General features: G+C 57.0%; 14 protein-coding genes. 7 read left to right on the plus strand and 7 right to left on the minus strand.

Annotation, left to right across the window (positions count from 1 at the left end):
• Position 1: 1 nt before the first annotated feature.
• The 3 genes from pyrH to rpsB form a co-directional block, all read right to left on the minus strand.
• Positions 2-733, minus strand: coding sequence for a UMP kinase (pyrH, locus tag J8Z22_RS17495; RefSeq protein ID WP_028112073.1), 732 nt, complete (start codon positions 731-733; stop codon positions 2-4).
• Between the two features lie 69 nt (positions 734-802).
• The gene (gene tsf, locus J8Z22_RS17500; protein ID WP_028112074.1) at positions 803-1,678 is read right to left on the minus strand and encodes a translation elongation factor Ts; all 876 of its coding nucleotides are present in this window, start codon (positions 1,676-1,678) and stop codon (positions 803-805) included.
• A 117-nt stretch (positions 1,679-1,795) separates the two neighbouring features.
• A complete protein-coding gene (gene rpsB, locus J8Z22_RS17505; RefSeq protein ID WP_028112075.1) occupies positions 1,796-2,524 on the minus strand; it encodes a 30S ribosomal protein S2 in 729 nt (242 codons plus the stop codon).
• A gap of 270 nt (positions 2,525-2,794) precedes the next feature.
• On the opposite strand from rpsB, the gene map reads away from it, so the two are divergent.
• From map to J8Z22_RS17525, 4 genes are all read left to right on the plus strand, one after another.
• Positions 2,795-3,583, plus strand: a complete 789-nt coding sequence (gene map, locus J8Z22_RS17510; RefSeq protein WP_252007251.1) for a type I methionyl aminopeptidase — start codon at positions 2,795-2,797, stop codon at positions 3,581-3,583.
• 62 nt (positions 3,584-3,645) lie between these two features.
• On the plus strand, positions 3,646-6,231 hold the full coding sequence (gene glnD, locus J8Z22_RS17515) for a [protein-PII] uridylyltransferase (RefSeq protein ID WP_252007253.1): 2,586 nt from the start codon (positions 3,646-3,648) through the stop codon (positions 6,229-6,231).
• An 18-nt stretch (positions 6,232-6,249) separates the two neighbouring features.
• A complete protein-coding gene (gene dapD, locus J8Z22_RS17520) occupies positions 6,250-7,074 on the plus strand; it encodes a 2,3,4,5-tetrahydropyridine-2,6-dicarboxylate N-succinyltransferase (RefSeq protein ID WP_028112078.1) in 825 nt (274 codons plus the stop codon).
• Positions 7,075-7,357: 283 nt separating this feature from the next.
• Positions 7,358-7,711, plus strand: a complete 354-nt coding sequence (locus J8Z22_RS17525; RefSeq protein ID WP_035415447.1) for a DUF3718 domain-containing protein — start codon at positions 7,358-7,360, stop codon at positions 7,709-7,711.
• Positions 7,712-7,762: 51 nt separating this feature from the next.
• Here J8Z22_RS17525 and J8Z22_RS17530 read toward each other — a convergent pair whose 3' ends face one another.
• From J8Z22_RS17530 to truC, 3 genes are all read right to left on the minus strand, one after another.
• Positions 7,763-9,169: a PTS transporter subunit EIIC gene (locus tag J8Z22_RS17530; RefSeq protein WP_028112080.1), complete on the minus strand. Its 1,407-nt coding sequence runs from the start codon at positions 9,167-9,169 to the stop codon at positions 7,763-7,765.
• Positions 9,170-9,179: 10 nt separating this feature from the next.
• Positions 9,180-9,650, minus strand: coding sequence for a flavodoxin (locus tag J8Z22_RS17535; protein ID WP_028112081.1), 471 nt, complete (start codon positions 9,648-9,650; stop codon positions 9,180-9,182).
• Between the two features lie 199 nt (positions 9,651-9,849).
• A complete protein-coding gene (gene truC / locus J8Z22_RS17540; RefSeq protein ID WP_252010492.1) occupies positions 9,850-10,632 on the minus strand; it encodes a tRNA pseudouridine(65) synthase TruC in 783 nt (260 codons plus the stop codon).
• Between the two features lie 572 nt (positions 10,633-11,204).
• Here truC and J8Z22_RS17545 point away from each other — a divergent pair.
• A complete protein-coding gene (locus tag J8Z22_RS17545) occupies positions 11,205-12,140 on the plus strand; it encodes a DUF5692 family protein (RefSeq protein WP_028112082.1) in 936 nt (311 codons plus the stop codon).
• 85 nt (positions 12,141-12,225) lie between these two features.
• Here the strand turns inward: J8Z22_RS17545 and J8Z22_RS17550 are convergent, their stop codons facing one another.
• Positions 12,226-12,540: a YqcC family protein gene (locus tag J8Z22_RS17550; protein ID WP_028112083.1), complete on the minus strand. Its 315-nt coding sequence runs from the start codon at positions 12,538-12,540 to the stop codon at positions 12,226-12,228.
• 110 nt (positions 12,541-12,650) lie between these two features.
• Between J8Z22_RS17550 and J8Z22_RS17555 the strand changes: the two genes are divergently transcribed.
• Positions 12,651-13,673 carry a DUF3549 family protein gene (locus J8Z22_RS17555; protein ID WP_252007255.1) on the plus strand — a complete coding sequence of 341 codons (1,023 nt, stop codon included), beginning with the start codon at positions 12,651-12,653 and terminating at the stop codon, positions 13,671-13,673.
• A 3-nt stretch (positions 13,674-13,676) separates the two neighbouring features.
• Positions 13,677-14,096: a DUF3301 domain-containing protein gene (locus J8Z22_RS17560; protein WP_028112085.1), complete on the plus strand. Its 420-nt coding sequence runs from the start codon at positions 13,677-13,679 to the stop codon at positions 14,094-14,096.
• Positions 14,097-14,661: the final 565 nt, after the last annotated feature.

Genomic DNA, 14,661 nt, shown 5'->3' on the forward strand with positions numbered 1-14,661 from the left:
CTTACAGATTGTTGGTGATCAGGGTGCCGTTGGCTTCCCCCATCACGGCCCGGCGCAGCGCACCTGGCTCGTTCATATTAAAGACCATCAAAGGCAGGTCATGGTCGCGGGCCAGGGTAAAGGCCGACAGGTCCATGACTTTCAGTTCTTTTTCGAGAACTTCGTTGTAGGTGATTTTATCATACTTCACTGCGTCCGGATTAGTAACCGGATCATCGGAGTAAACACCATCTACTTTTGTGCCCTTGAGTACCACATCGGCCTCAATCTCAATGCCACGCAGGCAGCAAGCGGAATCGGTGGTAAAAAATGGGTTACCGGTACCGGCGGAAAAAATCACCACCCGGCCTTGCTTGAGCAGGCTGATGGCCTCGGCCCAGTTGTAGTTATCGCACACGCCGTTAAGAGGAATGGCAGACATCAGTCTGGCGTTCACATACGCACGGTGCAGGGCATCACGCATCGCCAGGCCGTTCATCACGGTCGCCAACATGCCCATGTGATCGCCCACTACCCGGTTCATGCCCGCTTTCGCCAGGCCTTCACCGCGGAACAGGTTACCGCCGCCAATAACCAATCCAACTTGAATACCCAGTTCGACCAACTCTTTGATCTCTTGGGCCATACGGTCTAATACTTTGGCGTCGATGCCAAAGCCTTCTTCGCCTTGGAGTGCTTCGCCACTCAATTTCAACAAAATGCGTCGGAAAGCCGGTTTTGGATTGGTGCTCATTTTCTGTGTCCTGAATGCTAAAAGACCGCGACAATTCGCCGCGGTCTGTATCAAAGGTTATCGCGGGCCTTAGGCCTTTTTGGCTGCTTCGATTTGAGCCGCTACTTCTGCAGCGAAATCTTCTTCAGCTTTCTCGATACCTTCACCTACTTCCAGACGTACGAAAGTGGCTACGTCAGCGCCGGCGTCTTTCAGCAGCTTGCCAACGTTCATGGATGGGTCCTTAACGAAAGGCTGACCAGTCAGAGAGATCTCACCGGTAAACTTCTTCATACGGCCTTCAACCATCTTCTCGGCAATCTCTTGAGGCTTGCCGGAGTTAACCGCGATCTCAACCTGGATGCGGCGCTCGTTGGCGACAACGTCGGCATCAACGTCTTCAGGCTTAACGAACTGTGGGTTGGACGCTGCAACGTGCATTGCAATGTCTTTCGCCAGGGCTTCGTCACCGCCGTTCAGGGCTGCAACTACACCGATCTTACCACCGTGGATGTAAGCACCCAGGTTAGCGCCTTCAACCAGAACAACACGACGTACGTTCATGTTCTCGCCGATTTTAGCAACCAGGTTAGCACGGGTCACTTCAACGGTGTTGCCGTCCAGCTCAGCCGCGTTCAGCGCATCGATGTTGTCGATTTTGCCGGCCAGAGCAACGTCTGCAACCTTGTTAGCGAAAGCCAGGAAGTTTTCGTCACGAGCTACGAAGTCAGTTTCGCAGTTCACTTCAACCATTGCCGCCAGGCCGTCATTGCTCTTAACAATGATCACACCTTCAGCAGCAATACGGCCGGCTTTCTTAGCAGCTTTAGCTTGGCCGGACTTACGCATGTTCTCGATGGCCAGTTCGATGTCGCCGTTGGTTTCTACCAGGGCTTTCTTACAATCCATCATGCCAGCGCCAGTGCGGTCGCGCAGCTCTTTAACCAGGGCAGCGGTAATTGCCATGTCCAATTCCTCTATGACTTGCGTCTTAAATGCGTAAAAAAACAGGGGCCACGAGGGCCCCTGTTAACCAATATCTGTTGGTTAATAAGGGGCGAGTAAACTCACGCCTTATTATGCTTATTCAGCTTCTACGAAACCGTCTTGCTCAGCTTGAACAGCCAGGTCTTGGTTACGACCTTCGGTAACAGCTTCAGCAACAGCGTTAGTGTACAGCTGGATAGCACGGATAGCATCGTCGTTACCAGGAACAACGTAGTCGATGCCGTCTGGGTTGGAGTTGGTATCAACGATAGCAACTACTGGGATGCCCAGGTTGTTGGCTTCTTTGATGGCGATGTGCTCGTGCTCGGCGTCGATCAGGAAGATCGCGTCAGGCAGGCCGCCCATGTTCTTGATACCGCCCAGAGACTTCTCCAGCTTAACCATTTCACGGGTGCGCATCAGCGCTTCCTTCTTGGTCAGCTTTTCGAAGGTACCGTCTTGGCTCTGAGCTTCCAGATCCTTCAGACGTTTGATGGACTGACGAACGGTTTTCCAGTTGGTCAGCATGCCGCCCAGCCAGCGGTGGTCTACGTAGAACTGGTCACACTTCTGTGCAGATTCTTTAACGCTCTGACCTGCAGCGCGCTTGGTACCAACAAACAGGATTTTACCTTTCTTAGAAGCAACGTTGCCCAGGAAAGCCAGAGCTTCGTTCATCATAGGAACGGTAGATTCCAGGTTGATGATGTGAACCTTGTTACGAGCGCCGAAGATGAAAGGCTTCATCTTAGGGTTCCAGTAACGGGTTTGGTGACCGAAGTGCACACCGGCCTTCAGCATGTCGCGCATGGATACAGTTGCCATGATATTCCTCAATAATAGTTCGGGGTTAAGCCTCCACGCATCCCATGACCCGACCCCGAGGGGCACCCCGGACCATGTGCCGATACGTGTGTGGTTTAATAACAAATTAACGATATAATAGACGCCATTGTTCGCGTGGCGACCCGCAGGCCATTCAGCCCGGGTTCCATCACGACTCAACAGAGCCGGCGCGCTTTATACCATACTGAGCAGCAAAGCTCAACTTAAGTGTGTGCCACGCCACCGAGTTTTCGATAGAAGAGTAGACCAATGACCATCGTTATAAAAACCCCGGAAGAGATCGAAAAAATGCGCGTCGCAGGCAAACTGGCGGCCGATGTACTGGAGATGATCACCCCCCATGTGCAAAAGGGCGTCAGCACCGGTGAACTGGATGAGATCTGCCATCAGTACATCACCGACGTGCAAGAGGCGATTCCGGCCCCTCTGGATTATCATGGCTACCCCAAGGCCACCTGCATCTCGGTCAACGAGGTGGTGTGCCACGGCATTCCATCGCATAAGAAGCTGAAAGAGGGTGACATCGTCAACATCGACATCACCGTCATCAAAGACGGCTACCACGGTGACACCTCGAAGATGTTCATCATCGGCCAGACGCCGCTGCGCAACAAAAAGTTGGTCCAGGTCGCTCAGGACTCTCTGTACGCCGCCATTCGCCAGGTACGCCCCGGGCTGTGCATGAGCGAAATTGGCGCCGTGATTCAGCCCATCGCCGAAAAAGAGGGCTTCTCCGTCGTCCGCGATTATTGTGGTCATGGCATCGGCGCCAAATTCCACGAAGAGCCACAGATTCTGCACTACCGCAACCGCACCAAGCTGACCCTGCAGGCCGGCATGTGCTTTACCATTGAGCCGATGGTCAATGCCGGCGATTACCGCTGCAAACTGAACAAGAAAGACGGCTGGACAGTCACCACCAAAGATGGCCAACCGTCCGCCCAGTGGGAACACACCCTGCTGGTGACCGACGACGGCGTCGAAGTACTGACCCTGCGCAGTGACGAAACCCTGGAACGGGTGATCTCACACAGCTAACTGGCCCTCAGCCTGGGCCCGTTCAATGCGGGCCCAGCTCATCATCAGGACACCACACCGGCATGAAGCCCGACAACACCGCCCTCACTCCCATCGACATCCGCCAGCAGCTGCAACAGCAACGTGAACAGCTGCAACAGCAGTTTGCCCAGGGCGACGCCATTGGCGTGCTGTTAGCGGAACGCTCACATCAGATCGACACCCTGCTGCAGCAGCTGTGGCAGCAGCACCAGGTGCCCCCCTGTCAGACGGCACTGGTTGCCGTCGGCGGATACGGCCGCGGCGAGTTGCACCCTCACTCCGACATCGATCTGCTGGTGCTGACCACCGAACAGTGTGAGCAGGCCACCGAGGAGGCCATCGGCACCCTGCTGACCACCCTGTGGGACAGCAAGCTGGATGTGGGTCACTCGGTTCGATCGGTAGAGCAGACCTTTGAACAGGCCTGCGGCGACGTCACCATCGCCACCAACCTGCTGGAGTCCCGTTTCCTGTGTGGCGATATCGCGCTGTATCAGCAGCTGCAACAACGGCTCGCCAGTGCCGATTTCTGGCCCATCTCGGAGTTCTACCTGGCCAAGCGGGATGAACAGCGCAGTCGGCACGCCAAGTCCTCGGGCTTTGACCTGGAGCCCAATATCAAGGCCTGCCCCGGCGGCCTGCGGGACATTCAGACCATCACCTGGGTGGCGATGCGCCACTTCAACGCCTCCTGCATGGCCGACCTGGTGTCTCATGGCTTCCTGGCCCGCGAGGAACTGGAAGAGCTCAACACCTGCCGCAATTTCCTGTGGCGACTGCGCTTCGCCCTGCATTCGGCCGCCGGCCGCCCGGAAGACCGGCTGCTGTTCGATCATCAACCCAAGGTGGCTCAACTGCTGGGCTACACCCAGGGTACCCAGTTGCCGGTCGAGCAGATGATGAAGCGCTATTACCGAACCATTCGAGCGGTGCGAGAACTGAATCAGATGCTGTTGCAGCTGTTCAAGGGCGAAATGTTGCCGCACCTGGCCAACCGCGACGACCCGGTCAACCTGGACCAGGACTTCTGCCGCATGGGCCGCTACATCGCCGTGCGCCATGAGGGCGTGTTCGAGCAACCGGACAAGATTCTGACCCTGTTCAGCCACTGCGCTCGGAATGCCGAGATCGAGGTGGTGGCCGCTCCGACCCTGCGGCTACTGCGCAACGCCCGCCGACGCCAGAAACAGCCCCTGAGTGAGCGCCCGGAATGCCGCAGCCAGTTTATGGCGATCCTGCGGCACGCCAACGGCATCAAGGCACTGTCATTGATGCACCGCCACGGCATCCTCGGCACCTACCTCAAGGCCTGGCAACAGATCGTCGGCCAGATGCAGTTCGACCTGTTCCACGCCTACACCGTCGACGAACACACCCACCGATTGCTGCAGTTCATCGACCGCTTTGCCGACCCGGCCCACAAAGAGATCTTCCCCCTGGGCAGCGTACTCATCGACCAGTTGCCGAAAAAGGGGCTGCTGGTATTGGCGGCAATCTTCCACGATATCGCCAAGGGCCGCGGCGGCGACCACAGTGAGCTGGGCGCCGTCGACACCCTGCAGTTCTGCCAGTTACACAACCTCAATGACCACGACGGTCGCCTGGTGGCCTGGCTGGTACAAAACCACCTGCTGATGTCGGTGACCGCCCAGCGCCGCGACATCAATGATCCCGAGGTGATTCAGACCTTTGCCGAGGCGGTCAGTGATACCACCCGCCTCAGCTACCTGTACTGCCTGACGGTGGCCGACATCTGTGCCACCAACGACAACCTGTGGAACAGCTGGAAGGGCTCGCTGCTCAGGCAGCTGTACCAGAGTACCCGCGGCATGCTGCTCAATGGCCTGGAGAAACCGGTAGACACCCGCGCCCGCATTCGCGAGCATCAGAATAAGGCCCTGTACCAGCTGTCGAAACTGGGGTTTGTCGAAGCGGACGTCACCCCGTTGTGGCACCGGTTCTCCGCCGACTACTTCCTCAGGTTCAGTCCACTGCAGGTGTGCAACCACACCCAGGCCCTGCTGGAACGCAAGGATGAGCAGCCCCTGGTGACCATGGCCGAGCACGAAAGCAGTGCCGGCACCGAGCTGTTTGTCTATTGCCGTGACCGCCCTGGCCTGTTTGCCACCGTGATGGCGGTGCTCGACGGCAAGAACGTCATCGTTCATGACGCGCAGATTTTCACCTCCAAAGATGGCTACGCCCTCGACAGTTTCGTGATTCTTGAGCAGGACGGCAGCCGGGTGGTACACCCATCACGCATCAACAGCATCCGCAATAGCCTGACCCGTATGTTGTTATCACCGACACCGGCAAAAGTGCGGCAACGGCCATTGCCAAGGCGTATGCGACAGTTTAAGGTTCGTACGCAGGTGAATTTTCTTCCCGGCAAGCGCAAACAGGGTTCCATGGTCGAAATCATCACCCTGGACTCCCCCGGCTTGCTGGCTCGAATTGGCCAGGTGGTGGATCAGTGCCGATTCACCATCCACTCGGCCAAAATCACCACCGTTGGGGAGAAAGCCGAAGATCTGTTTATGCTGGCCAATGACGACGGCCTGCCGTTGACACCGGATCAGCAAAATCAGTTCCGGGACTCCCTTACCCAGGCACTAACCACCGAATAAATTCAGAGGATAAGTTTCATGACCGAGTTGCAACAACGTATCGAGGCCGCCTTCGAACAGCGCGCCGACATCACCCCAGCCAATGCCGATGCCGGCCTGGTGAACGATGTCAAAATCGCCCTGGAGATGCTGGATAAAGGCCAGGCACGGGTTGCAGAGAAACGGGACGGTCAGTGGGTGGTCAATGAGTGGCTGAAGAAAGCGGTGCTGCTGTCATTCCGCCTGTTCGACAACCAGGTGATGGAGGGCGGTGAAACCCGCTACTTCGACAAGGTACCGATGAAGTTTGCCGACTACGATGACGCCCGTTTCCGCGAAGAGAGCATTCGTGTGGTGCCGCCGGCCACCGTACGCCAGGGAGCCTTCATCGGCCGCAACACCGTGCTGATGCCCTCCTACGTCAACATCGGCGCCTACGTCGACTCCGGCACCATGGTGGATACCTGGGCCACCGTTGGCTCCTGTGCCCAGATTGGTAAAAACGTGCACCTGTCCGGTGGCGTTGGCATCGGCGGCGTTCTGGAGCCGCTGCAGGCCAGCCCTACCATCATCGAGGACAACTGCTTCATCGGCGCCCGTTCCGAAGTGGTGGAAGGGGTGATTGTCGAGGAAGGTTCGGTGATCTCCATGGGCGTGTACCTGGGGCAGAGCACCCGCATCTACGACCGTGAGACCGGCGAAGTGCATTACGGCCGGGTTCCGGCTGGCTCGGTAGTGGTATCTGGCACCCTGCCCTCCTCCGACGGCTCATGCAACCTGTACGCCGCCATCATCGTCAAGAAGGTGGATGCCAAGACCCGCAGCAAAGTGGGCATCAACGAACTGCTTCGCAGCGCCGAATAACGGCCCTGCGGCGGCGATGCCGTCACCGGGTTCCCGGTCGGCACCCCCGCTAATTAAAAAAGTCCGCTTCGGCGGACTTTTTTGTTTCAGACCGGACACACTTTTTTGAAGGAATAGTGAGTCAAATTAGCCGCCTTTCTATGCAGCCCTTGCCCTCGCCGCTCGCAGACACACCTGTTTACCCTTTGTAACAGTGGGGACACGGTTCAGGCACCATGCTTAAAACGAACTTCCCCCCTCTGTACCGATCGCGTGTGACTGAGTGACACAGGAGAGACTGATAATGAAAGCCCTGACTCTGACCGCAGTAACTCTGGCCGCCAGCCTGGCCATTCCCGCTCAGGCTGCCCAGGCCAACATGACCGCCGCCATGGAGCAGTCCCTGATTGCGACCTGCAAAGCCTCGCTGACCGACAGCAAATATCGCTTCAACAAAACCATGAAGGTGTTCCGGGTCAATCCGTACCGGGTATTGGATAAGTTGGTGTGCAATGGCCAAGACATCGCCACCTTTGCTGAAAATCACGGCGCCCCCAATAACGCTGAGTACATCCGTGATCGCTACCTGCCTGGTCAGGTAACCATTCAGGATATCGCCATGACCAGCAATCGTCTCGAAGTCTGGTTCGAGCAGTAACGCTTCAGAAGCCTGAAACTCACAAGCCACCGTCTCGGTGGCTTGTTGCTATCACAGCAGGTCCTGCATCTCTCCTCGCAGTTTTTCCGCCTTGGGGCCAAACACCACCTGAACCCCGTCGCCGATCACCACCACCCCTTTGGCCCCCAGGCTGCGCAGTACCGCTTCGCGCACCTTACCGGCCTGATGAACACTGACTCGCAGTCGGGTCAGGCAGGCGTCCAGATCGCGAATGTTGTCGCCGCCCCCCAGCGCCGTCAACACCTGTTCGGCCTGAAACCGCTCCATATGCTGCTGAGGCGTCCGCCCCGGGGTTGGAAGATTAAAACGAATAATGGCAAAGCGGAACAACGCGTAATACGTCACCGCGTACAAACAACCCAGCACCCAAAACCAGACGCCATTATGAGACAGGTGATAAAACAGGCTGAAGTCCAGCAGTCCCTGGGAGAACACCAGGCCATGATGGAAGTCCACCGAGATCACCAGTACATAGGCCAGCCCCGTCAACAGCGCATGGATCAGGTACAGCAGCGGCGCCACAAACAGAAACGCAAACTCCACCGGCTCGGTCACCCCGGTGATGGCGCAGGTCAGCGCCGCCGACAGCATCACCCCGGCGGTCTGAGCCCGCTGCTTGCGATCGGCACAGCGCCAAATGGCCAGTGCCGCTGCCGGCAGTCCCCACACCTTGACCAAATAGCCCCCGGCCAGGTGGCCGGCATTAGGGTCACCGGCCAGGAAGCGGCCGACTTCGCCTTGAATCAGATAGCCACCAGGAGTATTGAAACTGCCCACTTCGTAGAAAAACGGCAGATTCCAGATGTGGTGTAACCCCAGCGGAATCAACAATCGTTCCACCAGGCCATAGAGGCTCCAGGCCAGCATCGGCTGCTGATACACCACCCAGTTGGAGAAGTGATCCAGCACCAGGGTCATCCACGGCCACAGGCTGGCCAGCACCAGCCCCAGGCCGATGGCCGCCAGCACATTGGCCAGCGGCACCAGGCGACGACCGGAGAAAAAACCAAGAAATTCTGGAAGTTCAACCCGATAACAACGGCGATAGACCCAGGCGGTCAGGCCGCCACTGAGCACCCCGCCGAGTACCCCGGTATTGAGGGTCGGCAACCCCAATATGGTACTGGTTTCCCAGCCGTAATACTGGGCCAGCGCCGACATGGTGGCCAGCATCACCCCGTAACCAATCACCGCCGACACCGATGCCGAGCCATCCTGATAACAGAAGGACAGGGCGATGGCGATGGCGAACAGCAACGGCAACAGGTTGAAGATGATGGTGCCGGTTTGCAGCAGCAGGCTTTGCACCACCGGGTGGAACCACCCCATGGGACTGGTCCCCAGCCCCAGCAACAGCCCGGCCGCGGGCAACACCGCCACCGGCACCATCAGGGCCTTACCGACCCGCTGCAATCCTCGGAACCAGGAGAAGGTCATAGCGCCCCTCTCAGGCCTGAGACAGCGCCAGCGTCAGCGCCGCCTGCCAAGTGTCCACCCAGGCCACGGCCGCGTGCTCCGGCTCAAAGGTGTCACAAGCATCGATGGTCAACATCTCACCGATGCGCGACGCCGTCAGCTCCTGCAGCAGGGCGTCGAACTGGCGGCCGCCGCCACAGAAGGTGTCACCATAGCTGGAGTCCCCCAGGGCGATGACACCGTAAAAAAGATCAGGGATCAGAGGAAAGCGGTCATTAAGAGAGGTAAACAGCGGCAGAATGTTGTCCGGCAAATCGCCGCTGCCGGTGGTGGAGGTGATCACCAGCCAGGCGTCGCTGCCCTCGGCCAGCAACTCCTCGGCACTCTGGGCACCACTGATGCTGGCGCTGTGTCCCTGGGCCATCAGAACCTGACACACCTGCTCTGCCGTGTACTCGGCACCACCGTATACGGAACCAACCAATACGCTAATCTTAGCCATCCCTAAACATCCTGTTAACGACTTGATAAATTCACATTTCCACCTTACTGTAAGGACCGTAAAGGCGCAACAACCGCTAACTCGGAGGCAGGATGCAGTACCGTCAGCGAACACGCCGGCTCCACCATAAAGTCCACATTAAGCGGCAACGGGTGCGCCGCATTACCTACTTTACCCAGAGCCATATGGAAGGCCAAGTTCAACTCCCCAAGGCAGCGCCGTCACGATCCAACAGCTGATAATCAGACTGTTGCTGTGACCAGCCAAAGGCCTCAAACAACTGCAGCCACTCGGCTTCCAGTTCGGTTTCCAATGCCACCACCGTCTCAGTCACCGGGTGGGTAAACGACAACGTCTTGGCAATCAACCACAGCCGCTGCACACCGAAGTGATCCCGATAGAATTTGTTATGGCGACCATCGCCATGGCTGGTATCACCGATAATGGGATGACGCAGGTGGGCCATATGCCGACGTAACTGGTGCTTGCGCCCGGTCACGGGCTTCATCTCCACCAACGAATAACGACAACTGTCGTAGCGTCCCACCGGGAAGGGCAGTTCGACCTGGTTCAAGGGCCGATAATCGGTGATCGCCTCCTGGGCCTCTTTGTCCTGGCTGGCCCGGGCATCGGCAATCTTGTCCAGCTCCTCTTTCAGCGGATAATCGAGATGCCCCGCCTCATTGACGTAGCCCCGTACCAACGCCAGGTAGCGTTTATCGATGCCACGCTCGGCAAACTGCGGCTGCATCACCCGCGCCACCTCGGCAGATTTGGCAAAAATCAGAATGCCGGAGGTGGGCCGATCCAATCGATGCAGTGGAAACACATGGCAGCCAACCTGATCCCGCACCATCTGCATGGCAAACTCGGTCTCTTTGCGCGCCAGGTAGCTGCGATGCACCAGCAAGCCGGAGGGCTTGTGCACGGCCACGATGTGCTCGTCTTCAAACAAAATGTTAATCATGGGGTTCCGCTGAATCTGCTGTTAAAAACCACGCTCGCCACCGAGCGGCGCTAAAAGGTACCAGATTTTGCCGACTTTGGCCTCTGCGGGTTAGCGCTGACGTCGGTGATGCCTCATCCCGGCACCGATGGTGGTCCCCACCCAACTCAGGCAACCACCGAGAAACAGCAAGTACCGAGCCGACACGCCTCCTCGGTGAGAGCTGAGTCACACTGAGTTACCCTGACCCAACGAAAAAATAGAGTATTTGCTCTATATTTGTTGAAAAATTGATGTAAGACAAGAAATCGGAGTCTATTCAGGCGTAATTTAAATATGAAGCATTGGTGATTTGGTAACTGAAACAGTCGATATAAAGGTTAGCGTAACGAGATTGCATTAGTGATATTTAACCGTTTATTTTTTTAGCCTAGCTAGAAAAAAACACAATAACTAAATTCGATAGGTTGGCCGTCGCAGGTAACTCTGCGCCCACGATTTATTTAATCTAAAAGTATTCAGCACTCTATTCTGAATACCCGGTTGTGGGCGACACTCAGAGTTATTACCAGGCCAGTCGCAATTATTATAAATGGAGATAGTGTATTATGGGTTTCTTTTATGAAGTCCCCGGACTCATGGGCTGGGCCATCGGCCTGGGCGTACTCATCGCCCTGATGGCCTTCAATGAATTCGGTCGTACCACCATGTGGGGCGGCATCCTGCTGTATCTTATCATGCCCATCGGGCTGACCATCTTTGTATGGCCAACCACCGCTGCGCCGGGTAACGAATACGGCACGGGTAACTGGTTCAACTGGGTGAAAACCTATTCTGCACTGGCTGGCTGCCTTGGCTTTATGGCAATACGTTACAGCCCTAAACTAGCCAAGAATAAATATGCACTGGCCTTCCCCGCTTTTATTCTGGCACTGAATATTTTTGAAGCCTGTCTGCGTGATTTCCAAGTTTACAGCTATGGTGCCTGGGATGGACAGGTTATCGATAACCTATGGTTAATGTCCGGTTCATGGAACATCATGAATGGTATCGCTGGCCTGCTTAATATCATTACCATCTGCGGCTGGACCGGTATTATGATCTCCAAGGACAAATCCAAAGATATGGTTTGGCCTGATATGATCTGGCCCTGGATCATTGCCTATGACCTGTGGAACTTTGCCTACACCTACAACTGCATCACCGACCACTCTTTCTACTGTGGCGTGATCTTACTGTTGTCCTGCACCATTCCGGCCTTCTTCATCAAGAAGGGCGCCTGGCTGCAACACCGGGCCGCGACTCTGGCGCTGTGGATCATGTTTGTCATGTCCGTGCCCTCCTTTGCGGATCGCATTGCACCGGTACCGGCTACCCGGGATCCAGATGCCTTCTTCGCCGCCAGCTTCGTCGCCCTGGCCGCCAACGTGGCGCTGTTTGTCTACCAGTTCTACAAGATCCGCAAGCACAAGCTGAACCCGCTGAAAGACGAGATCTTCTCCGATACCGCCCCGTACAAACTGGTGGTTGAAGAGAACAAATAGTTCATCATCCTGCAAGACCCCTAACAGGCACGGTATGGCACCCATACCGTGCCTTTTTTTGTCTCTGACTGCTTCGGCGACCCTCCTAGGCCGAGCAGAGCAGCGCATCCAGATGGGCAATGGCCGCCACCAGCGCGGGCTGCGAGCCCGCAAAGGTCTGTTCGGCCATCGGCGCCACCGCCACCTTGGTCGGCAATGGTTGACCCGCGTCCAGCAGCGCTTGCAGCTTAGGCAGATAGATAAACTGCAACCATTGCGGAAAAGACAGGGTATCAATGGCGAAGGGCTGGGTACTGGCCAGCGCCTCGGCCGACACCGGCGTCTGTTGCCATAACTGCGCTTGCTGCAGGGCCTGTTGCAATCTCAGCAGCCCGTGCTGCACCTCATTCTCGCGGCTCATCTCTCACTCCCAGGGAACAAATGGGGCCAAATCATACCATCGGGCAAGCCTTGGCCCTATAATACGCGGCTAGTTTGCACAGCGATTCGTGCCTCAGATAAGCGATCATCATGACCATGGAAAACATCAATACTCTGCATCAGTTCCTGCAAGCCGCCGGAGTTCAGTATCAGGTCTTCGATATGGGCCGCCGCGTCACGCCCATCGATCCCATCGAATTTGCGCAGATCGAAGCGATGACCACGCCCTACCCCTACCCGAGAAACGGCCACGCCTGGTTGGGGATCCTGTTCTGGAATCCACAGGAATCGCAGCAGCACTTTATCTGGTTTCTGAAGTTACCGGTGGATGAACAGGGCCTGCTCAACCCCGCCGCCCGCAGCCAGTTTCTGCAAACCGTGGTCGACGGTCTGGGTCGGGACCCCACCGCCCCCATGACCGAGGCGCAGCAGGAGGGGCTCAAGAGTAACCCTTTCATCTTTGCACCGGGCCAGGAAAAACTGGCGGTGTTCCATGCCCGGGTCAACCTGCAACTGGCGCGGCCGGCGTCCATCTATTTCGAACACTGCCAAAGTTACCTCAAAGGCCAGATGGGCTGGGACAACTGGCAGCAGGTCGGGTTGCAGGGACTGGCAGACATTCTGGCCCGGCTCACCAAGCAGCAAGCCCGGCATGAGTTACCCACCGCCATCGGCCAGATGCCACCACAACCACTGGCGGCCCTGGCTTCTGTGGCCGAGAACTTTCCATGTGGAGAGGCGATGGCCGACGCCTGGTTACACCTGATGCAGGATGGCAGCAACGACGCCATTAACCAGATGGTCTTGCGTGGCCTGGCGGGGGCCGATCAGGCGCTGGCCAAAGCCATCGACCTGGCCCTGCCCCACGCCAGCGCCGATACCCTGGTGGTGATCGCCGCTCGCTGCTGGGGACCTCTGGCTGAACCCCAACGAATGATGGCCTACCTGGAACGACTGGCGACCGAGGACAAAGAACTGTTCGTTGCCCTTTACTCTGACCTGGTTTCCATGCCAAGTTTACGACAACAGGTATTGACCGCCATTCGCACCCCACAGCGTTCGACGCAGTTGGCGGCCGCCATCGGTCATCTCATGCAATTAGTCAGGGCTTAATCAATGCTAAATCTCACCGATCTCATTCTCGGCCTGCTGGTATGTGGCATTGCCGCCGTATTCTGGCAGCTCAGGCAGATCTCTGAAATTGCGGAGTTCCATGTGAAGCGGGTGTGTCAGAAACGCCGGCTACAGTGGGTCAGCACCGCCCGGGTTCAGGCCCGGCTGGGATTCATCCCTGGCCAGGGGCTGGGCTGGAATACCCGCTATCAATGTGAATTTTCCACCGACGGCATCAACCGACTGCACGCCATCGTGGTGCTCAGTGGCAAGAAACTGAAAGACGTTGAGATGCCCCTGTACCCGGAGCCGGAGTGGCAACAGGCCCCCGAAAGCAAAGGCCGCATCGGCGGCTGCGGTGGTGGCGGCGGTGCCAGCAGCTGCTCTCCCCGTTCCGGCGGTTGCTCCAGCGGCTGCAAGTAGACCCGGGTTGCCACACCAAAAACCACCGCACGCGGTGGTTTTTTTATTGCCTAGCCTACGAGTCAATTGCCCGGGAAAGCGCGGTTGTGGGTGCAGGGTGCAGGGTGCCGACAGGGGCGCACAAAAAAGCCTGGCATTCGAGCCAGGCCGCTTGTTACTTGCCGGTGCCAGCACCCACAAGCAGAAATAGAACGGGGCGCCACGAGTGCGCCCCTAGATATTACACGCTAAGCAATCCTGCTATAATTGGTGCTCCCTGCATCATCCTTGCGTACTGCTGCTTCCTGCGGTCTTCCTTGCGCTGATCCTTCAGCTTCCTTGTACTACTGTACTGTCGTCCTTAACACGATAACATCCTGTTATCGAACTCATCTCCATCCTGGAGGTGTCCTGGTCCATCCATGGGAATCTGCAATCCTGGCAGAGTAAGCGCCCTTCTCAAGTCTCACCATCCTAGTGATGTCTGATCCGTTTGCTTTCACCGAACTCGTGTATGGCAACCTCCTGTCACGCATCACTAATTCAGTTCCTAGCCGTTTCCCTTGGCACAACTAAAGTCTACTCA

The organism is Ferrimonas sp. SCSIO 43195, assembly GCF_023716685.1.
GTDB lineage: Bacteria > Pseudomonadota > Gammaproteobacteria > Enterobacterales > Shewanellaceae > Ferrimonas > Ferrimonas kyonanensis.

What these genes read in the sequence shown, in the direction of transcription:
- rpsB (WP_028112075.1), bottom strand. Translation starts at nt 2,524, where the DNA reads ATGGCAACTGTATCCATGCGCGACATGCTGAAGGCCGGTGTGCACTTC.
- J8Z22_RS17555 (WP_252007255.1), top strand. Translation starts at nt 12,651, where the DNA reads ATGACCATGGAAAACATCAATACTCTGCATCAGTTCCTGCAAGCCGCC.
- J8Z22_RS17535 (WP_028112081.1), bottom strand. Translation starts at nt 9,650, where the DNA reads ATGGCTAAGATTAGCGTATTGGTTGGTTCCGTATACGGTGGTGCCGAG.
- J8Z22_RS17525 (WP_035415447.1), top strand. Translation starts at nt 7,358, where the DNA reads ATGAAAGCCCTGACTCTGACCGCAGTAACTCTGGCCGCCAGCCTGGCC.
- map (WP_252007251.1), top strand. Translation starts at nt 2,795, where the DNA reads ATGACCATCGTTATAAAAACCCCGGAAGAGATCGAAAAAATGCGCGTC.
- tsf (WP_028112074.1), bottom strand. Translation starts at nt 1,678, where the DNA reads ATGGCAATTACCGCTGCCCTGGTTAAAGAGCTGCGCGACCGCACTGGC.
- dapD (WP_028112078.1), top strand. Translation starts at nt 6,250, where the DNA reads ATGACCGAGTTGCAACAACGTATCGAGGCCGCCTTCGAACAGCGCGCC.
- J8Z22_RS17545 (WP_028112082.1), top strand. Translation starts at nt 11,205, where the DNA reads ATGGGTTTCTTTTATGAAGTCCCCGGACTCATGGGCTGGGCCATCGGC.
- pyrH (WP_028112073.1), bottom strand. Translation starts at nt 733, where the DNA reads ATGAGCACCAATCCAAAACCGGCTTTCCGACGCATTTTGTTGAAATTG.
- glnD (WP_252007253.1), top strand. Translation starts at nt 3,646, where the DNA reads ATGAAGCCCGACAACACCGCCCTCACTCCCATCGACATCCGCCAGCAG.
- J8Z22_RS17560 (WP_028112085.1), top strand. Translation starts at nt 13,677, where the DNA reads ATGCTAAATCTCACCGATCTCATTCTCGGCCTGCTGGTATGTGGCATT.
- J8Z22_RS17550 (WP_028112083.1), bottom strand. Translation starts at nt 12,540, where the DNA reads ATGAGCCGCGAGAATGAGGTGCAGCACGGGCTGCTGAGATTGCAACAG.
- J8Z22_RS17530 (WP_028112080.1), bottom strand. Translation starts at nt 9,169, where the DNA reads ATGACCTTCTCCTGGTTCCGAGGATTGCAGCGGGTCGGTAAGGCCCTG.